Source organism: Nostoc sp. CALU 546, assembly GCF_048836525.1.
On record NZ_JAWJTF010000008.1, the window covers coordinates 117,324 to 140,766 of the forward strand.

At 41.0% G+C, this 23,443-nt stretch carries 25 protein-coding genes and 1 pseudogene; 12 read left to right on the plus strand and 14 right to left on the minus strand.

From position 1 onward, the window contains the following. Window positions 1–306 precede the first annotated feature (306 nt). Window positions 307–969 (minus strand): Nif11-like leader peptide family natural product precursor, encoded by a 663-nt coding sequence (locus tag RRG12_RS06475; RefSeq protein WP_420758722.1) that lies wholly within the window; start codon window positions 967–969, stop codon window positions 307–309. A 272-nt stretch (window positions 970–1,241) separates the two neighbouring features. Here RRG12_RS06475 and RRG12_RS06480 point away from each other — a divergent pair, with 272 nt between their 5' ends. The 4 genes from RRG12_RS06480 (at window position 1,242) to RRG12_RS06495 (ending at window position 2,565) form a co-directional block, all read left to right on the plus strand. Next, complete coding sequence (locus tag RRG12_RS06480; protein ID WP_420758723.1) at window positions 1,242–1,559, plus strand: hypothetical protein; 318 nt, start codon at window positions 1,242–1,244, stop codon at window positions 1,557–1,559. Beyond that, entirely contained in the window at window positions 1,556–1,918 is a 363-nt protein-coding gene (locus RRG12_RS06485; protein ID WP_420758724.1) for an aspartyl protease, read from the plus strand. The genes RRG12_RS06480 and RRG12_RS06485 overlap by 4 nt, the downstream gene beginning before the upstream one ends. An 81-nt stretch (window positions 1,919–1,999) precedes the next feature. Further along, window positions 2,000–2,260, plus strand: a complete 261-nt coding sequence (locus tag RRG12_RS06490; protein WP_069073159.1) for a ribbon-helix-helix domain-containing protein — start codon at window positions 2,000–2,002, stop codon at window positions 2,258–2,260. Between the two features lie 2 nt (window positions 2,261–2,262). Then, window positions 2,263–2,565: a type II toxin-antitoxin system RelE/ParE family toxin gene (locus RRG12_RS06495; RefSeq protein ID WP_069073160.1), complete on the plus strand. Its 303-nt coding sequence runs from the start codon at window positions 2,263–2,265 to the stop codon at window positions 2,563–2,565. A 31-nt stretch (window positions 2,566–2,596) separates the two neighbouring features. Here the strand turns inward: RRG12_RS06495 and RRG12_RS06500 are convergent, their stop codons facing one another. From RRG12_RS06500 to RRG12_RS06510, 3 genes are read right to left on the minus strand one after another with little or no spacing between them, the layout of a single operon-like run. After that, window positions 2,597–3,973 carry a DUF1802 family protein gene (locus tag RRG12_RS06500; RefSeq protein ID WP_420758725.1) on the minus strand — a complete coding sequence of 459 codons (1,377 nt, stop codon included), beginning with the start codon at window positions 3,971–3,973 and terminating at the stop codon, window positions 2,597–2,599. A 10-nt stretch (window positions 3,974–3,983) separates the two neighbouring features. Further along, window positions 3,984–5,888, minus strand: coding sequence for a hypothetical protein (locus tag RRG12_RS06505; protein ID WP_420758726.1), 1,905 nt, complete (start codon window positions 5,886–5,888; stop codon window positions 3,984–3,986). 39 nt (window positions 5,889–5,927) lie between these two features. Further along, window positions 5,928–6,587 (minus strand): hypothetical protein, encoded by a 660-nt coding sequence (locus tag RRG12_RS06510; RefSeq protein ID WP_420758727.1) that lies wholly within the window; start codon window positions 6,585–6,587, stop codon window positions 5,928–5,930. Between the two features lie 339 nt (window positions 6,588–6,926). Between RRG12_RS06510 and RRG12_RS06515 the strand changes: the two genes are divergently transcribed. Both RRG12_RS06515 and RRG12_RS06520 read left to right on the plus strand, forming a co-directional pair. Continuing rightward, window positions 6,927–7,418: a hypothetical protein gene (locus RRG12_RS06515; protein WP_420758728.1), complete on the plus strand. Its 492-nt coding sequence runs from the start codon at window positions 6,927–6,929 to the stop codon at window positions 7,416–7,418. A gap of 93 nt (window positions 7,419–7,511) precedes the next feature. Further along, window positions 7,512–7,841 (plus strand): translation initiation factor, encoded by a 330-nt coding sequence (locus RRG12_RS06520; RefSeq protein WP_420758729.1) that lies wholly within the window; start codon window positions 7,512–7,514, stop codon window positions 7,839–7,841. A 238-nt stretch (window positions 7,842–8,079) separates the two neighbouring features. Here RRG12_RS06520 and mdh read toward each other — a convergent pair whose 3' ends face one another. The 5 genes from mdh to RRG12_RS06545 all read right to left on the minus strand — a co-directional run bounded on the left by mdh (window position 8,080) and on the right by RRG12_RS06545 (window position 12,011). Further along, on the minus strand, window positions 8,080–9,051 hold the full coding sequence (gene mdh / locus RRG12_RS06525) for a malate dehydrogenase (RefSeq protein WP_420758730.1): 972 nt from the start codon (window positions 9,049–9,051) through the stop codon (window positions 8,080–8,082). A gap of 101 nt (window positions 9,052–9,152) precedes the next feature. Further along, window positions 9,153–9,368: an NAD(P)H-quinone oxidoreductase subunit O gene (locus tag RRG12_RS06530; RefSeq protein WP_069073167.1), complete on the minus strand. Its 216-nt coding sequence runs from the start codon at window positions 9,366–9,368 to the stop codon at window positions 9,153–9,155. 425 nt (window positions 9,369–9,793) lie between these two features. Next, complete coding sequence (locus RRG12_RS06535; RefSeq protein WP_420758731.1) at window positions 9,794–10,660, minus strand: DNA-formamidopyrimidine glycosylase; 867 nt, start codon at window positions 10,658–10,660, stop codon at window positions 9,794–9,796. Window positions 10,661–10,910: 250 nt separating this feature from the next. Then, complete coding sequence (locus RRG12_RS06540; protein WP_094349537.1) at window positions 10,911–11,126, minus strand: photosystem I reaction center subunit IV; 216 nt, start codon at window positions 11,124–11,126, stop codon at window positions 10,911–10,913. 300 nt (window positions 11,127–11,426) lie between these two features. Then, complete coding sequence (locus RRG12_RS06545; RefSeq protein ID WP_069073933.1) at window positions 11,427–12,011, minus strand: PAP/fibrillin family protein; 585 nt, start codon at window positions 12,009–12,011, stop codon at window positions 11,427–11,429. 243 nt (window positions 12,012–12,254) lie between these two features. Here RRG12_RS06545 and RRG12_RS06550 point away from each other — a divergent pair, with 243 nt between their 5' ends. Then, window positions 12,255–12,494, plus strand: coding sequence for a DUF3134 domain-containing protein (locus RRG12_RS06550; protein WP_069073934.1), 240 nt, complete (start codon window positions 12,255–12,257; stop codon window positions 12,492–12,494). 80 nt (window positions 12,495–12,574) lie between these two features. Next, a complete protein-coding gene (mraY, locus tag RRG12_RS06555) occupies window positions 12,575–13,666 on the plus strand; it encodes a phospho-N-acetylmuramoyl-pentapeptide-transferase (RefSeq protein WP_420758732.1) in 1,092 nt (363 codons plus the stop codon). Window positions 13,667–13,891: 225 nt separating this feature from the next. On the opposite strand, the gene RRG12_RS06560 is transcribed toward mraY, so the two are convergent. From RRG12_RS06560 to dtd, 4 genes are all read right to left on the minus strand, one after another. Beyond that, window positions 13,892–15,643 (minus strand): diguanylate cyclase, encoded by a 1,752-nt coding sequence (locus tag RRG12_RS06560; RefSeq protein WP_420758733.1) that lies wholly within the window; start codon window positions 15,641–15,643, stop codon window positions 13,892–13,894. A 126-nt stretch (window positions 15,644–15,769) separates the two neighbouring features. Further along, window positions 15,770–16,279, minus strand: coding sequence for a MogA/MoaB family molybdenum cofactor biosynthesis protein (locus RRG12_RS06565; RefSeq protein WP_069073937.1), 510 nt, complete (start codon window positions 16,277–16,279; stop codon window positions 15,770–15,772). A 104-nt stretch (window positions 16,280–16,383) separates the two neighbouring features. After that, a complete protein-coding gene (psb28, locus tag RRG12_RS06570) occupies window positions 16,384–16,725 on the minus strand; it encodes a photosystem II reaction center protein Psb28 (RefSeq protein WP_069073938.1) in 342 nt (113 codons plus the stop codon). Window positions 16,726–16,828: 103 nt separating this feature from the next. Beyond that, window positions 16,829–17,281: a D-aminoacyl-tRNA deacylase gene (gene dtd / locus RRG12_RS06575; RefSeq protein ID WP_069073939.1), complete on the minus strand. Its 453-nt coding sequence runs from the start codon at window positions 17,279–17,281 to the stop codon at window positions 16,829–16,831. Between the two features lie 106 nt (window positions 17,282–17,387). On the opposite strand from dtd, the pseudogene RRG12_RS06580 reads away from it, so the two are divergent. Beyond that, a pseudogene (locus RRG12_RS06580) lies at window positions 17,388–17,588 on the plus strand (flagellar assembly protein H); the annotation flags it as partial. A 118-nt stretch (window positions 17,589–17,706) separates the two neighbouring features. Here the strand turns inward: RRG12_RS06580 and RRG12_RS06585 are convergent. Next, window positions 17,707–18,807, minus strand: coding sequence for a CobW family GTP-binding protein (locus RRG12_RS06585; protein WP_069073940.1), 1,101 nt, complete (start codon window positions 18,805–18,807; stop codon window positions 17,707–17,709). Between the two features lie 137 nt (window positions 18,808–18,944). On the opposite strand from RRG12_RS06585, the gene cysS reads away from it, so the two are divergent. The 3 genes from cysS to RRG12_RS06600 all read left to right on the plus strand — a co-directional run bounded on the left by cysS (window position 18,945) and on the right by RRG12_RS06600 (window position 23,396). Further along, complete coding sequence (cysS, locus tag RRG12_RS06590) at window positions 18,945–20,438, plus strand: cysteine--tRNA ligase (RefSeq protein ID WP_420758734.1); 1,494 nt, start codon at window positions 18,945–18,947, stop codon at window positions 20,436–20,438. Window positions 20,439–20,533: 95 nt separating this feature from the next. Continuing rightward, entirely contained in the window at window positions 20,534–21,973 is a 1,440-nt protein-coding gene (locus RRG12_RS06595; protein ID WP_420758735.1) for a TldD/PmbA family protein, read from the plus strand. Window positions 21,974–22,049: 76 nt separating this feature from the next. Then, window positions 22,050–23,396, plus strand: a complete 1,347-nt coding sequence (locus tag RRG12_RS06600) for a TldD/PmbA family protein (RefSeq protein WP_420758736.1) — start codon at window positions 22,050–22,052, stop codon at window positions 23,394–23,396. Window positions 23,397–23,443: the final 47 nt, after the last annotated feature.

Genomic DNA, 23,443 nt, shown 5'->3' on the forward strand with positions numbered 1-23,443 from the left:
AATCGCGTCTCTACAAATGGCCTATTTGTCGCATTATTTTTTCAAATTTGTATAAGTTTTATAGCTGAATACAGTTCAGATAAGACTAAAACACTTGTAGAGACGGCGATTTATCGCGTCTCGAAACCCACGATTTTGCACTATTAGCCCTTAACTGAACCGTATTGTTTTATAGCGGGAATTGAGACGCAGCCACGCCTAGAGGCTTAGACCACCGACTTCTTAAAAAGTCGAGGATCTTTTTATTCCTGACTCCTGAATTCTGAATTCTGCTGTAATTACATTAGCGACTGTGCGTACCATAAATTACGAATTACTACTTACTAAGATGCGTTGATTAAAATAGCTCTTGGGTAAGAAACAGCGATCGAGTAAAAAAGGATTGTTGGTATCTCCAGATAATAAATTATCTGGTTTCTCTCGATGACAAAATGGTGGCACAATTCCCCAGTATTCTGCCAGCCAAATCCAGTATCCGATTTCAATTCTGCCGTAGCTTGATACTGTGAGAATCTCTCCAACGCTGTTGTTAATAGATACTAATTCTGAAGATGATTTGATTTCAATTAACAACCAAGCTAACTCTTCCACAGAAAAGTAATAGCCATTTTCAGCAGCGATGTTAACGAACTGCTGCGGATCTTTCGCTATGAGCAATTCTTCTTTGAGAGATGGCGTTTTTTGTGCAAAATCAAAAAGATCCCAAATCTGTCTTCTCGTAACTAGAAACCAAGCAAGTTCTTCTGCTGTCAAATTGTAACCATTTTCTGTTGCTAACTTGAGAAACGGCTCAATACTATCGGTTTCTGCTAGTTGACTTTTTAATTGGAAAGTTTGCTCTACTAACGACAAAAAATCAATAATCTTTTGCCATGTAGCTTTGTCAAAAGTTTTGTTAACTTTTATTTTTTCTTTCCAATAAATGTATTTATCTTCTTTAAGAAAGAAATTCCAAATTTGATAATACATGGGTCATTTAACCTAAGTTTTGAACTTGGTACAGGTTGGTTATTAATGAACACCAGTGTAGTAAGTATAATGTGTTTCTTCGACAGTACAAAAACTACTAGCTTATGTAAATGAAGTTACACAGTGGCTAAGTATGAATTTTCTGTAAAGTTTATCACTATAAATAAAATATACTGAGGGAAATAGTGATACCTGCGGTGGGTTGTGCGATCGCTCGTTATTGCTTCCCATAAAATAAAGTTAAGGCCGCATCAATAAGTAGGATTAATACTATGACTGAATCAACTGCAAAACAACCTGCACGTCGGGGTAGAATTTTTCCAGAACGGACTTTATCACCAGAAGAACTTGCTAAACGGAAAGCTGAAGATGAAGTATTTTATCGGCGTTGTCGGGTAATCTTTGAGCGTGTGCGTCCAGATTTGATTCAGGAACACTATGGCTGGTATATTGCAGTAGAGCCAGATAGTGGTGATTACTTAATTGATGTGGATAAAATGCAAGCTCATAAAAAATCCCTTGAAAAATACTCAAATAGTAGACATTGTGTATTCTGTTTAAATGAAACAGGCACAACTGGCACAATATGATTCAAGGGGACTTTGGAGATAATGGGCAACTATTTTTTGAAATTGAGTTAATTACATCTGATGGATTAGATTTGCCTGTAGATGCTATGTTGGATACTGGTTTTACAGGCTTTATTGCTATTAACAAACAAGATTTAGAGGGTCTAGACTGGTTTTATATCGGTGAGGAATCTCTACGAACTGCTAAAGGAGAATCAAGATTTGATATTTATCTAGGCAAGGTGATATTAAACGAACAAGAGTATGAAATTAATGTTTATGTGGGCAATGAAATTACGGAAGTATTGTTAGGTTCAGAGTGGCTAAAAATTCTGCCGTTGGTAGTAAATTATCAGGCTGGTATATTAACTTTAGGATAACTGCGATCGCTCTTAAAATTAACTTACTTTAATTTTTGTTATAACAAGGTTAAAGCTCTCAACAAACTGAAGATATAAATTATGAATATCCAAATTAAACCTGAACTGGAGCAAATTATCCAAGCCCAAATTGCTACAGGTAGATACTCAAATCCTGAAGAAGTTATTAGTAAAGCGTTGAAGTTGCTATTAGAGTGGGAAAAAGGTTATCAGCAGTGGGTTCAAGAAACACGGGAAAAAGTTGATGTTGCTATTGATCAGCTGGATAGAGGGGAAGGTATTGATGGGGAAGTTGTAGTTGAACAATTGCGAGATAAATTGCGTAAGGCGAGAGAATTATAAGGATGACGCAACATATTATCTCTCCAGAAGCTAGTCAAGATTTATCAACAATTATTGATTATTTTGTCAGAATGAATATTGATGCTGGGGAGCATTTTATTGAAAAGTTTGATAAAAAGTGTAAATATTTAGCTAATTTCCCTAATATGGGACGCAGCTACGGAAATATTAAACCTGATTTACGTGGTGTTCCTTTGGATCATTACATTATTCTTTATCGAGTTATAAATACTGGAATTGAAATTGTCCGTGTAGTTAATGGTTATCAAAATTTGGAATCTTTATTTGCAGAATCAGATGAGTAAGTTGGTGTTTGAGTTTGCTTCCAATTATCTTTTAGCAGCTAATAAGTAAATCGCGGAGAAAGTAAAAGCGATCGCTATTCCAATCACTGCCTCTTATTCGTCCTAAATAGCCTGTTAAGGGTGAAGAAAGTTCTATCAGAATTTCGTGCATTTCTGCTGTTTTTATTGGCTGTGGCGGATGTGAGCCAAAATACGCACCATGTAAAGCTTCAACACCAGCAGATTCTATACCTGAGTTTTCTAAGTAGTTTTTTACAAGCTGAACAATGTGCGATCGCAACCTTATAGATTGTTCAACTTGATCGATATAATTATTAATTTTATCTTCAGCTAAACCAAAAGGAGCTTGTTGTAAACACTCTTTTAATTCTAACAAATTGATAGAATTTTTGTAGTGTGCTTGCAGTTCAACTAGTTTTTGTAGAGTTTCTGGGCTAATAACATTCATTTGATTTTCGGTAGCTGTTCTTGATGCGAAAAAATTTAGTTCTCCGGCGGCTACAATTAATTTAATAGAAGTGTCATACTGAAATTTACCAAGATGGTTCATACCTATTTTTAATAACTGTGCAGGTGTACCATCAGTAACTTTTTCAGTTTTAGTTGCTTTGCACTCTCCTACTATTGGATAAGGTTGTTCAGTGTAAAAATCCATCCCTCCTGCGCCACCCGTTGCATCTGGATTCAAACCTGAACCTGTAAAGCCTAATTTTAGTAATCCTCTACGAACTAATTTTTCAAATGTATGTCCGTCACTAGAGTTTCCAACTTTAGCAATTTTCTGAATCCAAGATAAGTCTAAATCTAATGGATTTGTTGGTTTATCACTACTCCAACCCAAAAATGCTTTGATGTCGTCGTCTAATTGTTTCGCTGCTGGTTGGCTAATGGTTAGGGATGCGATCGCACTCTGCAATTCTTCCAATTCAGGATGCAGCGGGGGTTCTAGCTTTTCTAATTGGCGTTTGCGTTGGGTGAAGGTGCGATCGTTAATTACTGGGTTTGCTTCAGAAACCGTTAGAGAATTAGGTAAACTGATAAATTTTCCTAGCTTTTCCTGAATGTTGGGATTTACTGATATTTCTTGTAACTGAGGTAAATGATAGACACGCAAGTAAGCTAGGAAAAGATACTGTTGTTTTTGTAATATCTCCTTTAATACTTTTGGTGTCCATATTGTTAATTTAGACAAAATCTCTAATGGCTTAGTCTCATCTAAAATTTGGCAAAGTTCACATTTAGCCCAAGCTTTAATTGAAACTGAAGAGTCAGCAGGATAAAGTGCAAATCTCTGCCCAGGACGAATAAACATTTTCGGTAAAGCTGCAATTGTTCGCCCCTGTATTAAGGCTTCAATATCAGGGGCGGATAGACATAGCGCTGTTGGAATTGAAAACTGCTGATTCATTTATAATTAGCTATGGATTTAGTTCGATGTAATCGGCAGTAGCAACGCTTTGAGGAATACTAATAGGTAATCCATCATCAGTTAAATTAGTAGGTTCTTGTCCAGAAGGATCGCTAAGTATTTCTCGAATCAAAGGATTGTTGATTGCTAGTTGCTTCTGCTCAATAAAATCAAATACCTCTTCTTCTGTAAGTTCGTAACTATCTTTGTTATACCAAACAAAATAGATAGCTAATAGAGGTTTAATATCTTGGCTTTGCAAGCTTACCCACTCTCCACCCTTTTCTTTCAACAGTATTCTTAAACGTTCTCTAGCTAATCCCGCACCTGAATTAATCTTTTTTGAACGAACCAAACAACCGCGAGTTAGATCAAACCTTCTGTAGTCAATTAATCGATTCAATGCTGCACCAATAAACTTGCCGTCTTGCTGAACTACAGTTACTCCAATTCTCACTTTTCTATTTTTGTCAACAATTCTGAAATCTATATAGCCATCATCTGCTGCACTAGCTTTTATTTCTTCAATGTCTTCAATTGTTACTCCCTCTACAGTTTCACCAATTAAACTATTGAAAGCCAGCCAAAGAGCATTAGCAATTGTTGCTTCTTCTTCTATTAATGAATCAATAGAAGCTTCAACATTTGCTAGTTCACTATTGAAATACGGTTTAACTGGATGTAGTGGTTGTGGAGGCGGTATTACAGGTGGTGGTAGAGGAGACAATATTTTGCCATCTGGAGGTAAAAGAGGTACAAAATTCTCTGCACACCATTTCAAAACTGACCTAACTGTAGGTCTACTCTTACCAAGTTCTCTAAGTTTAGTTTCATCAAATGGGTAAAGAGGATGAGGCGGGGTTTGTTGATGTTCCTCATAAAAATCTTGTAACCATTGACTAACGAGAGCAACGATATCATCAGAATTGAGAAAGCTTAATTTTATAGGCTGTCTGTCAGATTGATCACTGACTAATCTATCTATAACTGCTTCAGCTTCCGGTAAAGCCTTGATTTGGTCTTCCCAGGTACGAGGATACATTGCTAACAGTAAAACACCTTGTTTAAGACTGTTATATAAATCCTTAACTAAGCTTGCAATAACTTGTGCTGCTAAAAATCCATTATCAGCAGCATCTACAATATCTAATTCGTCAAAACAAATCACTGGAACTCGATAATGACTTGTAATATCTAGAATTTGACGAACAGTGCTTAATGCTTGAGCTTCTTTATCCTCACTTTTAGGATTTGGTAGTCCCATCTCTTCAGCTTGTGTTTGTGTTAATTCCAAACCAGATAACCAGTAGGTTGCAAAATTAGCGTGGACTGTAGAGAGTGTCCATAAAATTGCTTTCACTATGTAAGGGTTGGTTATTTCAGGCTTGACTTGCAAAACCATTTCTGTTAAATGGTCTATCGCCTTAGTTGAGTGTTTACTTAACCAACTTGGATACATACTAATATACTGTTGTGGCGTATAGTTCCATTGCTTTGCTTCATTAATTAAAGCTGCTGCGATCTCTTGCCATTGCATTAACTTTTGACTACCAAATGCTCTAAGGCTAGAGGCAACTGTTTGGAGAAATTGATACTTAATTTGATTCAGATTATCATACTTGCTCATATAGATAAACAAGCTACCATCTTCTGTCTGTAAACGATGTCGAATCCTACTAATAATATGGCTTTTGCCTAATCCTTTTTCTGCTGTAATTGTGATACCTACAGTTTCACGTTTTCCTTTACGGACTTTATCAACGGCATCAAAAACTGCATTGGATGCATGAGCATTAATTGAGGGAACATCAGGAAAACTTTTACCCCATATTTGTTGTGGTCTGACCACAATATGTCCTGCAAAAGGGTTTTGATTTCTAATCAGATCATCAATGGTAGATGTGGTAACAGTCATAGTGTTGTGAAGTTAATGTGTGAAGAAGTCAAATAAGGTTTAAGGTTTCAGGCGTGTGGCGTAGCAACGTAATCCATCTAATTCTGTAGCTACCGAATCTTCAATTTTGTCGGGTGCGCTGTCTTCTACACTCCCGCCTTGCAGTTGCAAAATGTCGTCGGCTTGGGTTTCTAGCAGCCAATCATTAAACTCTGTACGACTCACGCGATCGCCAATTCCTCTTCTAATGCGATAAATTGGCACTAGATTATTAAAGTTGTACTCATAGTTCAACTTGTCGTAGACTTCCAACGCCACAGATTTAAATTCGTCGTAAGATGCGATCGCACCTTTAACCCCATTAACTGATACATCTGCACTAGTTACCGCAACATCAATCTGACTAATCCACCGCAACAACGCATTCGCCGCCCAAGTACCGACAATCGTCCCTTCAAACTTAAACTCGCCACTCCTCAAACCCTCACCCAATACCTCTAAACCCTTGGGAGATGTCAGAGAATATCCCTTTTTGGAGATTGCGATCGCACCCTGATTCTGCAATTCCTCAAATAAAGCCTGATAATCTGCGACCTTCTGACTTTTAGATACAATTCGCTTAGTGAGTTGACCCTTCTTAACTTCTTGCTGCGTTCCTCCCAAATCCCACAGAGCCAAAAGGAGACGAGTTCTAGTTTTGGCTGTATTTTTTGATGTCATATTGAGTGTATTTTTTGACAAAGATGATCATAGTAGCTGTATCTTTGTAAATTATTTATTCAGAAAAAATAACCGAGAAATTGCTGAAGATTTCAGCGTTTCAGCCAAATAGATTCAGAAAAAATCAATAAGATATTTCCTTGGGATGAATGCTGTTTCTCTCAAAGGCAGGATGGAATACTTGAGAAAATCGATCATCATTACAAATGAAACGCTTTAGCTGTGCAGTTGTAAATTGAGTGGTATATGTTTTTTCAACTCGAGGCGAAATAACAGGAATTCCAACTTTGTTTTTGCAACAGCAAAGCTTTTAGAAAATACAGGTGATGACAAAATCCGATGAACACAATATTTAAAGAACGTAAAATAGTTTCGCGTCTATTTGCAGTGCTGCTTTCGGCATTACTAATGGTACCCTTGCTGAGTAGCTGCGGAGGCGGTTCGCAAAAGGCTTCAGTTCCACCACCTGTTGATGACACCATTGGTAGAACAGTGAGCAATCGCACCACAAACCAACCCGAAGTTAAGAAGGGAATGGGTACAGGACAAAAAGTGGCAATATTGGCTGGAGCAGCCGCACTTTACTACATGTACAACCAACATAAAAATGCTCCCCAAGAAGGAGCAGAGGGTAAGTACTATCTTTCCAAGAACGGGCGTGTATACTACCGCGATGCTGAACATCGCGCTCACTGGGTAACTCCACCAGCAGAAGGAATTCGAGTACCCGAATCTGAGGCACAAAAGTATCAGCAATTCCAAGGCTATAACCGGAGTTCTACAGGTCGTGATCTCACTGGCATAACTGCATCCGCAGCACCAGCACTCTAGATAGCGAAGCGTGTGTAAATCTAAAGCGGGTTTCCCGGAGGATAACGCCGATCGCGCACGTGGGAGACACGAAACTAAATCAGGAGAAGGATTATGGTAAATTACTTTTTGCGAAAGGCGAAAGATTTCCTCTTGGGATCGAACAGCGATCAAGCTGAAAATACAGAATTCCGCGATCGCAATGTTCGTCCAGCCAGCGAAGACCCTTATGGTGATCCCGCAGATCCGGCATCTTACGGCAAAGTTCGCCCAGCCAGTGAAGACCCTTATGGCGACCCCGCAGATCCAGCATCTTACGGCAAAGTTCGCCCAGCTAGTGAAGACCCTTACGGCGATCCCGCAGACAAAGGCGAGTTTGGTGACGTTCGTCCAGCCAGCGAAGACCCCTATGGCGACCCCGCAGATCAGGATTCCCACCGTTAACTTAACGCCAAACCTAACCCCCTAAACCCTTCCCTACTAGGAAATGGGGAAAATTCCAAGCCTCTCACCTAGAAAAAGAGAGGGTTTCCCAATTTGATTTGTAATACCAATTTGCAAAAANNCGATTCATCGCGTCTTTACCCAAAGATGTGTTGCAATAATTAATTGAATTGGCATAAGGCAGCAGGATGTTAACCTACTGCCTTTTGTTTGTGCAGTTATTTCGACAAATTACGAATTACGAATTATTTATTTCCTGCGATCGCTGAATATTTTGACGCACAGATTCAGCCGAAGTATACAAAGCCTCTCTTTCTTCATCACTGAGTGTCAATTCCAAAATACTCTCAATCCCACCGCATCCCAACCGACAGGGAACACCAATCACAACATCTTCTAAACCGTATTCACCTTGCAGATATGTTGCCACAGGTAACAACCGCGACTGATTTAGCAAAATCGATTCTACCATCACACTAGTAGCTGATGCCGGAGCAAAAAAAGCGCCTCCCGTCTGCATCAATTCCACAATTTCTGCGCCACCGTTGCGAGTTCTTTCTACCAAGCGTTCAATTGTGGCTGCATCCAGCAATTCAGTGATGGGAATGCCATTAACGGTAGCGTAACGAGACAAGGGAACCATTAAATCGCCGTGGCTACCCAATACCATCGCTTTGACATCGGCGGGTAAAACGCCCAATTCTAGGGCAATGAAAGTTTCAAAACGGGCGGAATCTAATACACCAGCCATACCCATAATGCGATCGCGTGGTAAACCTGTTGCTTGCCAAGCTAAATAAGTCATCAGATCCAACGGATTGGTGACGACAATAAAAATAGCATTGGGAGAATGAGCGATCGCATTTTTTGCCGCTTCCACCACAATCTTGGCATTGGTTTTCAGCAAATCATCCCGACTCATCCCCGGTTTGCGGGGAAGTCCAGCGGTAATTACCACAATTTGAGAACCAGCTGTATCAGCATAATTATTTGTGCCGATAATCTGGCGATTATGTATTTCAATTCCCCTGGCTTCCATCAAATCCAGCGCCAAACCTTGGGGCATTCCCGCAATAATATCTAGTAAAACTACATCTGCCAGGTTTTTCTCTGCAACCCGTTGGGCTAAAGTACTGCCAACCCTACCCGCACCCACGATGGTGACACGGGGTAAATTACAGACAATTGGGGAGTTAGGAGAAGAAGACATAAATTTTAAAATGCGATTTTTTGAAGAAGAATTCAGAAGTCAGAATTCAGGAGTCAGAATAAATGCTGAATTCTGAATTCTGATTCCTGAATTCTTTTTTATTATTTAAACTCTTCCAGTTGATCCACACGTAACCAAACGTTTGGTGTTGGCACTTTCCCGAACTTAATCAGGGCGTAATCACCTTTGACATCTACAATTTCGCCCTTGGTTTCAAACAAATAAGAAGGAAAGCGACTATCACTGGCTTTTGCTTCCAGACTGTTTTCCAGTTTTTCGCGGATAGCGCGAACCATATCTCCCTTTTTGACAGCCATAAGTTCCTCTCTCAAATTTGTAACTAGTTTTCTCTATCTGCATTTTAAGAGAGTTCCAAGTTAGAAGTAAAAACTCCTAACTTACGTCTAATGCACTATTTTAAGCTTGCCTCTTGTGGGATGGGCGTCTCGCCATTGGTGTCAACTTAACGCAAAAACTATGTCCCGCAAGGAACTGAAGTTCCAAGAATCATAGAGAAAGTTATCTGAAGATGACTAGATATCCTCAAAAATATTCAGTCTACTTCAGTAGACTTTAGCTATGAGCCAGAGAATTCATTCTCTGGCGGGTTATGAAGCCCGCAGCGAAGCTATTTCTAGCTTAAGTTGACACCAATGGCGTCTCGCCCGTCCGTGCGGGCAAGATGCCCACACTACAAGAAGAAAAATCTATTGCAACATTTTAGTCTTGACACGCTACTACACTAACTCCTAACTCCCCGTAGCGTTTGACACTGGGGGCAAAAATGACTAGATCGCCCAGCTAACCTAATTCGTTGAATTGCTGTACCACAAACTCGACATGGTTCTCCAGCGCGGTTATAAACCCAGGCAACACCACCATAGTTGCCATTAGTACCTTTAACGCTTAAAAAATTACTAAAAGTTGTACCACCAGCCTCAATGCTGGTTTCCAACACTTGAATGATAGCTGTTCGCAAAGGCTCAATTTGCTTTAGCTGCAAATCCATACACAAAGTTTCAGGTAAAATTCCACTTTTAAACAATGCTTCATCAGCATAAATATTACCTAATCCCGCCACCACAGATTGATCCAGGAGCGCAGTTTTAATTGGACGGCGACGGTTTTGGAGTTTGAGAGCTAAATATTCGACAGTAAATTCGGGTGAAAATGGGTCTGCTGCCAGTTTTGCCAAACCAGTCATAATACTTTCTACAGCGACACCAGGCGGAACCCACCACATTTTCCCGAAGGTACGCTGATCAACAAAGCGCAATTCCTGCTGATCCCCAAAGAATAATCTAACCCGCGTGTGCTTATGTAATGGTTCATCTCGATGCAGCCATAGGAGTTGACCGGTCATTCGCAGATGAACCCCTAGCCAGCCGATTGATGAAGGGGAAGATGAGGAGAGTTCGGCGAGGAGATACTTGCCGCGACGATGCCAAGTAGCGATGGCATTCTTTTTAATTCCATGAACAAACTCACCAACAGAAAACGGGTAGGCGATGGTGCGATCGAGCAACACATCTCCACCCGTGATTTCTTGATTGAGGGTCAATTGATTTAGACCCCTTCGGACTGTTTCAACTTCAGGCAGTTCAGGCATTCAAGCTGATTAAGCAGGCAATTTTGATGTATTTGAGGGATTAAGGAAAAAGAGATGGGGTAGTAACTTACATAGCCGTAGATGGCTCGTATTACTACCCAACAGAAACCGTAAATACCCGCAGGGCGGCTCTCATAGATTAGGGTAGGCTAGGATGAAGAATGAATGAACTGAAAGTTTCAGATTTCATACTTCAGACTTAAGACTACCCTTCATCATCGCATCAAACAAGCCCCTTGTAGCTTTGCTGCTATTTTTTCGGTGCTTTAGCCTTTGGTGCTTCAACCTCGACTAATTCATCCTGAGCAAAGTTGTTGGTATTGATACCAGAGTAATTGACCTTTTCAAAGCGGACAATTACAGGGTATTTGATGCCGCTTTGGTCAATGGAAGCCACAGTTCCAAGATCCTGAAACCAGTAGGATTCAGGGCGGAGAATACGTACTTTAGAACCACGTTGAACCATGATTATTTTCCCTTTTAGTTATCAATCGCCAATCTAGAGGGCTAATTGATTTCACTCTACAACCTGAAGGTCGTTGCTAGAGTCTTTGTTAAGTTATTTGTCTGAATTGGGGATTGGGAATTGGGCATAGGGCATGGGGCATGGGGCATTGGGCATTGAATATTAGTTATTCTTTCTCCCTCATCCTCCTCATCCCCCTCATCTCCCACTCCCCCCACAATTAAGAATGGTATCAGAACCTACTTGACAAGGTACACGTTATAGCTTACCTTCATTCGCAAATAGTATTTTGGTACATACTTATGTTTTACTCAATATGAATACACTACCCTCGTTACCTCTGCCGATCCGCAGATCGTTATCTATATAAGTGATATCTAACCAGCCTTGCTGTTTATCACTCTTGATTACAAAATCAATTCCGGGAAATTTTCTACCTTCTTCAATTTGTTGGATAAAAGTTACCGGAGAATTGTATTCTATTAAACGTTGTAAGCCGATAATAGACCGCTCGAATTTCACTTGGACACGCCGATCTGAAACTGGCTCAAATTTAGCAGCAACGCTGACTAATCCTTCCAAATAAGGTAAGCCATAAATCTCAGCAATGTTGTAAACACTGGTAGTCTCTACCCGGATACACTGATAGATTTGACCTAGTTTGCACAAAGGTAGACGATCTAAGTTTAAAAGAGCCTTGCTAGTGGTGTATAGTAATCGCCAATTGCCATCTAGCAAATTACTAGCTTCCACCGGACGGGGTGTAGGATTAAAGTCTTCTAAGTTAGCGATCGCAGCTAAGATAGCCTGTTTCTGTGTTTGGGTCGCTAGTAGACCGCGATTTGTACCAGCGATCGCATCCATAAGAGCCGCTTTTCCCATCATCGCCTGTCACCTCTAAAATCACTCACTTTCCATCAGCATAAACAAGATATTAAGGACATATATGTAGAGCCATAAAAATTACTAAGAACCGCTTGACTAAGCCTTATGCTTATTAAATAAAAAAATTTCTATCTGAGTGCGGATTTATCAACTAAAGGGTTGAAAAGATAACTAAATTAATCCGTGTCAAGTGATAGACTCTAAATGTCAACTTACGTAAACCTTTTCTTGTCCTCACTCGATATGTTGAACTCTCCATTACGTGAAGTAGCCCGTAACCAACGAGCCGATGTCATCCCCCTAAAGCCAGAGTCCTCTTTGTTGGACTGGTTGAAAACCAACGGCCGGATTATCGCGCGTGACGTTCACGAACCGGATTTTCGAGATAACGAAGAAGGAATAGATTCTTTAATGGGTGTAGATGATGGAATTGGCTACGACCTCGATGATGATGATGATGATATAGGAATCGCTGAGGATTAGCCTTTTCAGGTTAGGGACTTGGTAGTATCCCTAGTTCCTGGTATTCAATTTTATTAAGTGTGGAGTGAAGGGAAACTTCTGTGGACGCTAAATTATCTCCTGAGCAAGGATTAAACATTTCTGGAATCGCTCTAGCCTCTTTATTAGCTGTAGGGCTAGGTACAACAGCATTTTTCTTGGATTCGATGGCCAATCGGCTACCGTGGCAAAGTATGTCACTAACTCTGCCACTACTTTTGTGTGCTATGGGTTCAGGTTTAGTGGGCTATTGGGTAATACCCCTACTTCAAGCACTCAAAACTGGACAAATAATCCGCGAAGATGGGCCCCAAGCTCATCTCAAAAAGGCAGGAACTCCTACAATGGGCGGTATATTTTTTATACCTGTGTCTGTACTGCTTGCCTGTATATTGTCTAATTTTTCTAAAGAGGTGCTTGCAGTTTCGGCTTTGACAATCAGCTACGGATTGATTGGCTGGCTTGACGATTGGCAAATTCTGCGCCGTAAATCAAATAAAGGTATATCTCCCCGGACAAAACTAGCTTTGCAGGTGAGTTTTGCAGCAGTCTTTTGTCTATGGCTGATGTTTAATCAACCTTCTAATATTACAAATATTGCTTTGCCTTGGGTGAGCTTCACACTACCTTTAGGATTCCTATTTTGGCCAATAGCCGGTTTTGTACTAGTTGCAGAAAGTAATGCGACTAATTTAACAGATGGTATTGATGGCTTGGCAGCAGGAACAGTTGCGATCGCACTTTTGGCATTAGGTGCTTTAGTCGCACCAACAGCACCAGGATTGATGGTTTTCTGTGCTGCTTTAAGTGGTGGGTGCTTAGGTTTCTTAGCCCATAATCGGAACCCAGCCCGCGTTTTCATGGGAGATACTGGTTCCCTGGCACTGGGAGGAGCTTTAGCTGCTGTAGCATTATTGACAAATACCTTAGTAGCTCTGTTCATTCTCAGTGGTATCTTCTTTGTAGAAACCCTTTCGGTGATGGCACAGGTAAGTTATTACAAAGCCACGAAAGGCCCCGATGGCAAAGGTAAACGCCTCTTCAAGATGGCGCCTTTACACCATCATTTAGAACTTACAGGCTGGTCAGAATTGCAAGTGGTTGGGGTATTTTATATAATCGCTGCTATTTTAGCTAGTATCTGTTTAGCGTAGGCGCAGCCCAACCTAGGCATAGCTCCATTCTGAATGTTTTAAAAACTACTTGAATATAAAAAAACAACTCCTACATCTTCAGGGAGTTGTTTTTTTATACGGGAAATTTATAAGTTTCTGATTTTTATGCTGTACTGACACTTAATGCAGACTGAAGAGTTGCTTATTTCACCGCTTGCGGTATTATAAATTCTGAATTCTGAATTCTGAATTCTGAATTCTTCTTCAATTAAAGGTATTTACATACTCCCTAACCCGATTCTTTCCTGTTCGCTTTGCCTCAAGCATCGCTTGATTTGCCCGATTCAACAAATCCTTAACTGTAATTCCTGGTTCTGATACAGCTATTCCAAAAGAAGCAGTGATGCTTTCGAGGATCTGATCACCATCCTTCAATTGCATTTGTTCAATATCTAGCCTTAATTGTTCTACTCGCTTTCTGAGCGTTTCCAGTGTCATATTAGGCATGACAATCACAAATTCTTCACCACCCCATCTGCAAGGAATATCAAAAGAGCGAATAGATTTTAACAGCAGTTTTGCTAATCCCTGGAGAACGATGTTGGCAGTTACGTGCCCATAGCGAGAGTTGTAAGATTTGAAGTTATCAATATCAAGGAAAATAATACTAAGAGGTTGTCCCGACCGTTCAGCTTCCGCTAGCCTTTGTTCTGTTATGCTTTGCATATAGCTTTGATTGAATAATTGGGTCATTCCATCCCGCAAGCTATCATGGGTTAGACGTTGTTTTATCGATAAATTATTGAGTGCAATGCCTAATGTTCTAGCAATAATCTCAGTAATTTGTTGATCTTCTGGACTAATTTCTTCAAGTGCATCAATGTGTAAGATCCCAACTACTTCGCCTTGTGCAAACAATGGAACACATAAATGTGTGCCGCTAACTGGCCGTATTAAATGACTGCACATTAGTCCTGAATTACGAGGCGAGAAAAGGTTAAATTTTCCTCTCCGCAATGCCCAACAATCAGATAGTGAAAATATTTCTTTACTACTTCTTTTAGCTCCCCAAAAACTATTCATCTGAACATAATTCTTGGAATTAGCAATTCTATAGATAGAACCACTCATATTAGGAAATAGCTTAGAACAGGTTAAAGCGACCACTTGATACACCTCATCTTCAGACTCGCAGGAATAAAGCATATCTGCCATATCTGAAAGAGATATAAGTTCTCGTTTTTTTGCCTCTAATTCCAGTGTTTTTTCTTCTAGCTGCTGATTTAGGTCAGTGAGCGATCGCTGTGCTTCTATGGATTCTGTAATATCTATACTGATCCCACCGATGCGGTAAGCGCCCGTTGCGTAATCATTAAACGGAAATTTAAACGATAGCCAGTAGCACGGCTGATCGTTATCAGATATCTTTACCTCTTCAATCAGCTTCAAGGGACGTAGAGTTTTCAAAACGACTCGATCGTTTTCCATTACCCGCCGTCCCTCTTCTGGATCTGGCAAGAATTCACTATCCCTTTTCCCCAACCATTCTTGTGGATCTACCGAAAATTTAGACTGTAGCTCCTGGTTGTAGTAAAGCAGTCTAGATTGCTCGTCTTTGATATAGGCTGCAAAGGGGCCATGATCTAAAAACAGCTGTTGCATCTGCTGGCTGCGTTGAAGTTCGCGGGTATCTTCTTGAGATTTGGCGATCGCCTTTACAACTTGATAAGCGGTTGGCGTTAGGTAGAGTAAGGCAGACAAGGAAATAAACGCCATTACATCAAGTACGCCTAAGTGCAACAGCGATACTGCCGAATGTGGCTCAAAGATTGCCAAAAAATGATGAAATCCGCAAAATAGCACGAATCCACCTGATAAGAAAAAGGCTAGCCAAAATTTAGAAGGAATAGTTGCCTTTGTTTTAGCAAAGAAGACCCCTATTACTATGGGGATACCAAAGTATGAAAATGCAGTGATGCCGTGAGCAATTATGGAATTCCAGTAAATAGGCTCCATTACTGACCTGATATTAACATTTCATCCGTTTCACTATAATTCTGGGTAGTCTCAAGATGTAAGTGTAGAAAGGATGATTTCAGTATGTTTGTGGCTGAGTTTTATGGTGGCCCTCTGAAAGGCTGCTCATTTCACCCCCTTACAAACCTGACTTACCAAGTGAGTGATTTCGGGTAAGATGAGTTTTTCCATCGCCAGTCGCACAGCGTTGCTGGAACCAGGAAGCGAGAAAATTAATTTATCTTGATAAACACCAGCGACAGCGCGAGAAGCGATCGCCCGCGAACCAATTTCTTGATAACTTAAAAAACGAAATAACTCACCAAATCCCGGCAAAGTTTTCTCCAGTAACTTCTCAATGGCATCGTAGGTAGTATCTCTTGGTGCAATACCTGTACCACCATTGAAAATTACAGCATCCAAATTTGTGCTTTTACCCAGATTTTCTATCTGCTCTTGAATTTGTGTTGGTTCATCTTTGATAATCGTGTAAGCTCCTACAGCATGGTTAGCACCAAGAAGTAACTGCTGAATTAGCTGACCACTTTTATCTGTTTCAGAAGTGCGTGTATCGCTGACAGTAACTACAGCACAAGTTACGAAAACTCCAGACTCGTCTGGGTGGGGTTGTGGCATTATATGTCACTCATAAATTTTCACCAATGGATAATTGGGCATGGTAAATGGCGCATTCATTGAGCATGACAATTACCGATGCCCCATGCCCCATGCCCTATGCCCTATGACTCATTTTTACTCAGTCCCAGATCGTTTTCTTCTGCATAGCGCTCCATGAAGCGCATAAAGCGCTCCCATTCTTGAGCAGATTTCATCACGTAAAGTGCTTCTAATTCTTCCGGTTTCCCGTTGATGAATTTAGCCTTAACTTCACGGGTAATTATCTCGCCTTCTTCGTCAATCAAGTACATCCCGGTAATATCTTCGGTAGTACCTTGATCTAAAATTTTCGGATTCGTAAAAATAAACGTCGCTGTACCACTGTCTCCAGTGCGCGATCGCGTCAAGCGCACATCTGGAGTTACCTCTTCGTCAAGACCTCTAGAAAACTGGATTTTCGCCATGATGAATGAATTTAAACTTTGGTGATGGTTAATTTAATATTCTCTCATCAATTAGAACACCACGGTCTAGAGGCTACTGTTATTCCTTTTTTGGTATATATACTTAAATTGCTTCTTTTTCAAGTAACAAAGTTACAGGGCCATCGTTTTCAATTGTAACTTGCATCATTGCACCAAATTTACCTGTTTCCACCTGTAATCCGCTAGCTCTTAACTTAGCAACAAAACGATTATACAAATCTTCTGCCGATTCGGGAGCGGCTGAACGGTCAAAAGAAGGACGGCGACCTTTGCGACAGTCACCGTAAAGCGTAAACTGACTAACTACTAACAAATCGCCACCGATTTCTTGTATAGATTTTTGCCATCGGTCGTCTCCTTCTTCGTCAGGAAACAACCGCAATTCTAAGCACTTACGCACCATCCAGTCGATTTCAGTATCAGTGTCGGTATTCGCAATACCCACGAGTAAATTTAGCCCCCGCCCAATTTTGCCGACAATTTCACCATTAACTGTAACTTGAGATGATTTGACTCGCTGAATAACAACGCGCATTTTAATCTAAAGGTTTATTAACGTTTCAATTTTAGAGCGATTGCATTCTTAAACTGCAAACTAAATATAGAAAGAATGAGCGCTTACCATCTGATAAAATCTCTTAATGTTCGATAATGTTTGTAAGTTACTTGCTGAAACTTTCTCCAATGATTTTGCCACTTGGCTGTTAGGAGAATCTATCAACCTGACTGAATTAAGTCCTTCTGAACTTTCTCTTGAACCAATCCGTGCCGATGCGCTGATATTGCTCCAATCCGATGAAGTTGTGCTGCATCTGGAGTTCCAAACCCAGCCCAATGCTGATTCCATTGCTCAAAATCGATGGCGGAGCCATCAAGAATGCATTCCCAGGTGGAACCTGGGAACGAGTATTAAACTTTTAACTTTTGTACAGACGCGATTGATCGCGTCTCTCCTAACTTTTATTTGCCAAAACCTTTACCGCGAGAGGTTGAAGGTAGACAAATGCAGTTTTCGAGTTGACTAATTAAAGCCTCACGATCTAAATTTTGACCAATTAGCACTAGCTGATTTTTCAATTTACCTTTCCATTCATCATCATCCAAGGTGAAGCGTTTACCGCAAAGGTGGAAAATATGACGCTTCGGACTTTCATCAAACCACATAATCCCCTTGGCTCGGAAGATATTTGAGGATAGCTGGTTATCTAAGAAATACTGAAATTTCCTAATAGAAAAAGGCTTGTCACTTTGGAAAGAGATGGAAGTAAAACCATCATTTTCTAAATGGTCAGAATGATGGTGATGATCGTGATGGTCGTGGTCATGGTCGTGATGATCGTGACCGCACGTTGAGTGATCGTGATCATCATGATCGTGATGGTCGTGTTCATCCACCACTGTGTCAAAATATTTATCTGACTCAAACAGACCAACACTCAAAATTAAAGGAAGTGGCACTTGCGATCGCGTAGCACGAATAATTCTTGCTCCTTCCTTAACTTCGTTGATTTTTCTTTCCAACTCATTCAAAGTGGCTTCATCAACTAAATCAGTCTTGTTCAGCACAATGACATCACCATAGGCAATCTGGCTATATGCTGCCTCAGAGTTAAATAAATCTAGGCTGTAATTCGCCGCATCTACTACGGTAATAATCGAATCCAAGCGGGTTAAATCCCGCAACTCTGTGCCCAAGAATGTTAACGCTACTGGTAGCGGATCTGCTAACCCAGTTGTTTCCACTACTAGATAATCTAGATTTTCTTGGCGTTCTAAAACTTTGTAAACTGCATCTACTAAATCATTATTAATAGTGCAGCAGATACAACCATTACTTAGCTCCACCATGTTCTCACCAGTGGAAACAATTAGCTCGTTGTCGATGCCAATTTCACCAAATTCATTCACTAGAACAGCGGTTTTTAAACCCTGTTGGTTGTTAAGGATATGATTAAGTAAAGTCGTCTTGCCACTACCGAGGAAACCCGTAATGATTGTTACTGGCATTCCTTGTTTGGGCGTATCCATTGCGGAAGAGTCGGGTGTAACTGCTGATTGCATAGCGCTGTTATCAAATAGTCAAAAAATAGTAATGTAGCGCAGATAGTCCAGAAAACACTAGCATAGGGATGCTGGACTGTCATCCCAGCTGCCTTACCCTATTATTACGTATCTCCTTATTTCAGCATTACTCTGTTATGACCCTAACCCTTTACAATACCCTCACCCGTCGTCAAGAACCGTTTGAAACAGTCGAACCAGGCAAGGTTAAGATGTATTACTGCGGCGTGACGGTATACGACTACTGTCATTTGGGTCATGCGAGAGCTTGCATTGTTTGGGACGTAGTACGCCGATATCTCCAGTTTATCGGTTATGAAGTCCGATATATCCAAAATTTTACTGATATTGATGACAAGATTCTAAATCGATCGCGGCAAGAACATTCATCAATGGAAGCTGTAGCCGATCGCTTTATCAAAGCATATTTTGAGGATATGGCGCGATTGGGAATTAAAGAAGCCGATGAGTATCCCCGTGCTACCCATACGATGAATGGCATTCAGCGGTTAATTCATGAGTTGGAAAATAAAGGTTTTGCTTACCCTGCTGACGGCGATGTGTATTATGCAGTACGGCAGTTTGCTGAGTATGGCAAGCTTTCGGGACGCAAGTTAGAAGATATGCAAGCCGGGAAAAGTGAGCGCGTCAACATAGAAGATCCAGAGTATCAGAAAAAGAAAGACCCCTTTGATTTTGCCTTGTGGAAAGCAGCAAAACCGGGAGAACCCGCTTGGGAATCACCTTGGGGCGCAGGTCGTCCGGGGTGGCATATAGAATGCTCGGCAATGGTGCGCGATCGCTTGGGTGATACGATCGATATTCATGCTGGTGGTGCTGACTTAATTTTTCCCCATCACGAAAACGAAATTGCCCAATCTGAGGCTGTAACAGGAAAACCCTTAGCGCATTACTGGTTACATAACGGCATGGTAAAGGTAGATGGTGAAAAAATGTCCAAATCTTTGGGCAACTTTACCACTATTCGAGACTTGCTGGATCGAGGAGTTGACCCGATGGCAGTGCGCTTGTTCGTGCTAACGGCTCAATATCGCACACCCATAGATTTTACCGACGAAGCGATCGCCGCAGCAACTAACGGTTGGCACACGATTAAAGAAGGTTTACTTTTCGGCTACCAATACGGTAAAAAACTAGGTTGGGATTTAGGGACTGGGGACTGGGGACTAGGGACTGGGAATATCCCAATACCCAGTACCCAATACCCAGTACCCAATCCCCATATTGAACGCTTTCAAGAAACCGTAAATAACGACTTTAATTTTCCTGGTGGCCTAACAGTGCTGTTTGAATTAGCTAAAGAACTGCGCCGTGAGGGGCATATTCTTGTGCATGAAGGGAAAACCGAAACTTCCCCTGATGAGTTACAGCGTCAATGGCAAACTCTTGTCACATTAGCTGGAGTCTTGGGTTTAGAAGCCGAGATAGAAGCCGAAACGGACAAGAGTAATGGTTTAAGCGATGCGGAAATTGAGGCGAAAATTCAACAAAGACAAGAAGCACGTATTGCCAAAAATTTTGCCGAAAGCGATCGCATTCGTGACGAACTCCAAGCAGAAGGTATTACGCTAATTGATAGCCGTGATGGCACGCGCTGGCATCGGAATTAGAAGTGACTGGGGACTGGGGACTAGGGACTAGGAATTGAATTCTTCCCAATCCCCAATCCCCAATCCCCAATCCCCATTACCCAATTCCTTAAATTATGTGGTCTGAACTTAGAAAAGCGATCGCTAGTTTCGATATTCCTGCTGATTGGATTGGTATTAGAGCCGTAAAAGAGACTTCTACTACCCGTTTAGTCCGTGACGCCTTACCCCAAGTAAACGGCAAATCCTTCACTGTCGGAGCCATGCTGGAAGTTTTGGTAAATGGCTGTCTGGGTTATGCAGCAACTAACTCTCTGGAACTGTCTTCTCTCCAAGCCGCTGCCCAAACAGCCTATAAACAGGCACTAGCAGCCAGTGAATGGTGGATACATCCTTTCCGTGAAAGTGAGCGTCCTAAAGTCGTTGGTGAATATAAATCTCCATTTATCGAGTCATTGGATGCTCTGAGTCCAGGAGAAATCAACGATTTATTGGTTCGTATTTGCCAAACGTTGAAAGTTGACGACAAGATTGTGCAAACTATAGCCAGTGCTAGCACAACTGAAAAAGAATCTTGGTTTGTCAGCAGCAATAGCTCAGAAGTCTATCAAAAAATACTATCTATAGGCACTCATTATGGAGTAACTGCTCAAGATGGAGCAATTGTACAGCAGCGTAGTAACAACGGCTCGCAAGCAAACTGTTACCAAGGTGGACTAGAACTTTTACAACAAGAAAACTTATGGCATCGGGTGCGGCAAATTGGCGAACAAGCAGTAGAACTTTTAACAGCAGAAGAATGCCCAACCACCCGCACCAATTTAGTTTTAGCGCCAGACCAAATGATGCTGCAAATCCATGAAAGTGTCGGACATCCCCTAGAAATTGACCGAATTTTGGGAGATGAGCGTAACTATGCTGGGGGCAGCTTCGTTAATAAAAGTGATTTTGGCAACCTAGTATATGGTTCGCCACTGATGAATATTACTTTTGATCCTACTGTCCCTGGTGAATTTGCCAGCTATGGCTTTGATGATACTGGTGCTGTAGCGACAAAGGAATATTTGGTTAAAGAAGGTGTACTCCAACGGGGTGTAGGGAGTCTGGAGAGCCAAGTCAGGGCAGGTGTAGCAGGAGTTGCTTGTGCCCGTGCTTCCTCATGGAATCGACCAGCGATCGATCGCATGGCTAACTTGAATTTAGAGCCTCTAAACGGCACTTTTGAAGACATTATTGGCGGCATAGAACACGGCGTTTACATGGAATCTAACCGATCTTGGTCAATTGACGATCGCCGCTACAAATTTCAATTTGGTTGTGAGTACGCCAAATTAATTGAAAACGGCAAACTCACCAAAACCCTTCGTAACCCTAACTATCGCGCCACAACACCAGAGTTTTGGCATAGTTTAATTAAAGTCGGAGATGCCACAAACTGGCAAATGTATGGTACTCCTTATTGTGGTAAAGGAGAACCAAATCAGGCTATTTCGGTAGGACACGGTTCACCTGTTTGTGTATTTGCGAATGTTGAAGTTTTTGGTGGAGGAACTTAGATAATTCGTAATTCGTAATTCGTAATTCGTAATTGCGTTATCCCATCTACCTATTCCCTTTTAATATTTAATATCTATGAAAATTGAGGAATTATCTGCATTAGAAGTCAGCTTTAATCGACTGATTGAAAGTCTGTTGATCAAAAAAGCAGAAAATGAGCAATTCACTGTGAGACTTAGCAGTGAAATAAGTCAATTTACTCGTTTTAATCATGCGAAAGTCCGACAAACCGGTTGTGTTGCTGATGGTTGGATAGAACTGACTTTGATGAAAGATCAGCGCAATAGTGTTCGGCAGTTTCCCTTTACTGGAAATTGGGAGGTAGATTGGCAGTTAGCATATACTGCTTTACAAGAACTACGTGAAGAAATTATTCTATTACCAATCGATCCATATCTAGTTTTACCATCAGGAAATAATACCAGTCGAGAAATACATTCTGGGAATTTATTGGCGGCGGAAGCAGTAGTGCCAACTGTACTAGAACTAGTTGCAGGATTAGATTTTACAGGTATATATGCAGGAGGAATAGTAATTAAAGCTTATGGTGATTCTAGTGGTCAAAAACACTGGTTTGCTACTGATTCTTTTACATTAGATTATTCTCTATTTTCCCCATCTGAACAAGCAGTAAAGGGCACATTTGCAGGGACTAATTGGGATGAATCTGCTTATATCGCCAAAATTAGCGAAGGCAAAAAGCAACTCGAATTGCTTGCTCGTCCAGTTAAAGAATTGCCACGGGGACAATATAAAACTTATTTTGCACCTGCTGCTGTTGCAGATTTATTACTAATGCTTTCTTGGGGAGCAGTAAGTGAAGCTGATATCCAACAAGGAAACAGTGCTTTAGCTGCTTTATCGCGTCAAGAAAAACAACTGTCTCCAAGATTTAGTTTGAAAGAAAACTTTCAACGCGGATTAGTACCACGATTTAATGAATTGGGAGAAATAGCCGCACCGGAGTTACCTGTAATAGAAAAAGGACATTTGGTAAATAGTTTGGTGAATTCTCGGACTGCTAAAGAATATCAAAAAATTGCCAATGGTGCTAATGGTTCAGAGACTTTACGAGCGCCAGAAGTGAGTCCAGGAAATTTAGAATTTGAACAGATTCTTCCCAGTTTAGATACAGGATTATATGTATCAAATTTGCATTACTTGAATTGGAGCGATCGCCACACTGGTAGAATCACAGGTATGACTCGCTACGCTTGTTTTTGGGTAGAAAACGGAGAAATTATCGCACCAATTGAAAACTTACGTTTTGATGAAAGTCTCTATCGCTTCTGGGGAGAAAATTTAATAGATTTGACTACTTTTCAAGAATTTATTCCCGAAGTAGGAACTTACGAAAGTCGCCAACTAGGAGGTAGTTTAGTTCCTGGTATGCTGGTGGAAGATTTTACTTACACCCTATAATCCAATACGCTTGGGTTAAGGCAAGAGACACGACAAATTGCCGTCTC

What these genes read in the sequence shown, in the direction of transcription:
- RRG12_RS06475 (WP_420758722.1), bottom strand. Translation starts at nt 969, where the DNA reads ATGTATTATCAAATTTGGAATTTCTTTCTTAAAGAAGATAAATACATT.
- RRG12_RS06480 (WP_420758723.1), top strand. Translation starts at nt 1,242, where the DNA reads ATGACTGAATCAACTGCAAAACAACCTGCACGTCGGGGTAGAATTTTT.
- RRG12_RS06485 (WP_420758724.1), top strand. Translation starts at nt 1,556, where the DNA reads ATGATTCAAGGGGACTTTGGAGATAATGGGCAACTATTTTTTGAAATT.
- RRG12_RS06490 (WP_069073159.1), top strand. Translation starts at nt 2,000, where the DNA reads ATGAATATCCAAATTAAACCTGAACTGGAGCAAATTATCCAAGCCCAA.
- RRG12_RS06495 (WP_069073160.1), top strand. Translation starts at nt 2,263, where the DNA reads ATGACGCAACATATTATCTCTCCAGAAGCTAGTCAAGATTTATCAACA.
- RRG12_RS06500 (WP_420758725.1), bottom strand. Translation starts at nt 3,973, where the DNA reads ATGAATCAGCAGTTTTCAATTCCAACAGCGCTATGTCTATCCGCCCCT.
- RRG12_RS06505 (WP_420758726.1), bottom strand. Translation starts at nt 5,888, where the DNA reads ATGACTGTTACCACATCTACCATTGATGATCTGATTAGAAATCAAAAC.
- RRG12_RS06510 (WP_420758727.1), bottom strand. Translation starts at nt 6,587, where the DNA reads ATGACATCAAAAAATACAGCCAAAACTAGAACTCGTCTCCTTTTGGCT.
- RRG12_RS06515 (WP_420758728.1), top strand. Translation starts at nt 6,927, where the DNA reads ATGAACACAATATTTAAAGAACGTAAAATAGTTTCGCGTCTATTTGCA.
- RRG12_RS06520 (WP_420758729.1), top strand. Translation starts at nt 7,512, where the DNA reads ATGGTAAATTACTTTTTGCGAAAGGCGAAAGATTTCCTCTTGGGATCG.
- mdh (WP_420758730.1), bottom strand. Translation starts at nt 9,051, where the DNA reads ATGTCTTCTTCTCCTAACTCCCCAATTGTCTGTAATTTACCCCGTGTC.
- RRG12_RS06530 (WP_069073167.1), bottom strand. Translation starts at nt 9,368, where the DNA reads ATGGCTGTCAAAAAGGGAGATATGGTTCGCGCTATCCGCGAAAAACTG.
- RRG12_RS06535 (WP_420758731.1), bottom strand. Translation starts at nt 10,660, where the DNA reads ATGCCTGAACTGCCTGAAGTTGAAACAGTCCGAAGGGGTCTAAATCAA.
- RRG12_RS06540 (WP_094349537.1), bottom strand. Translation starts at nt 11,126, where the DNA reads ATGGTTCAACGTGGTTCTAAAGTACGTATTCTCCGCCCTGAATCCTAC.
- RRG12_RS06545 (WP_069073933.1), bottom strand. Translation starts at nt 12,011, where the DNA reads ATGATGGGAAAAGCGGCTCTTATGGATGCGATCGCTGGTACAAATCGC.
- RRG12_RS06550 (WP_069073934.1), top strand. Translation starts at nt 12,255, where the DNA reads ATGTTGAACTCTCCATTACGTGAAGTAGCCCGTAACCAACGAGCCGAT.
- RRG12_RS06560 (WP_420758733.1), bottom strand. Translation starts at nt 15,643, where the DNA reads ATGGAGCCTATTTACTGGAATTCCATAATTGCTCACGGCATCACTGCA.
- RRG12_RS06565 (WP_069073937.1), bottom strand. Translation starts at nt 16,279, where the DNA reads ATGCCACAACCCCACCCAGACGAGTCTGGAGTTTTCGTAACTTGTGCT.
- psb28 (WP_069073938.1), bottom strand. Translation starts at nt 16,725, where the DNA reads ATGGCGAAAATCCAGTTTTCTAGAGGTCTTGACGAAGAGGTAACTCCA.
- dtd (WP_069073939.1), bottom strand. Translation starts at nt 17,281, where the DNA reads ATGCGCGTTGTTATTCAGCGAGTCAAATCATCTCAAGTTACAGTTAAT.
- RRG12_RS06585 (WP_069073940.1), bottom strand. Translation starts at nt 18,807, where the DNA reads ATGCAATCAGCAGTTACACCCGACTCTTCCGCAATGGATACGCCCAAA.
- cysS (WP_420758734.1), top strand. Translation starts at nt 18,945, where the DNA reads ATGACCCTAACCCTTTACAATACCCTCACCCGTCGTCAAGAACCGTTT.
- RRG12_RS06595 (WP_420758735.1), top strand. Translation starts at nt 20,534, where the DNA reads ATGTGGTCTGAACTTAGAAAAGCGATCGCTAGTTTCGATATTCCTGCT.
- RRG12_RS06600 (WP_420758736.1), top strand. Translation starts at nt 22,050, where the DNA reads ATGAAAATTGAGGAATTATCTGCATTAGAAGTCAGCTTTAATCGACTG.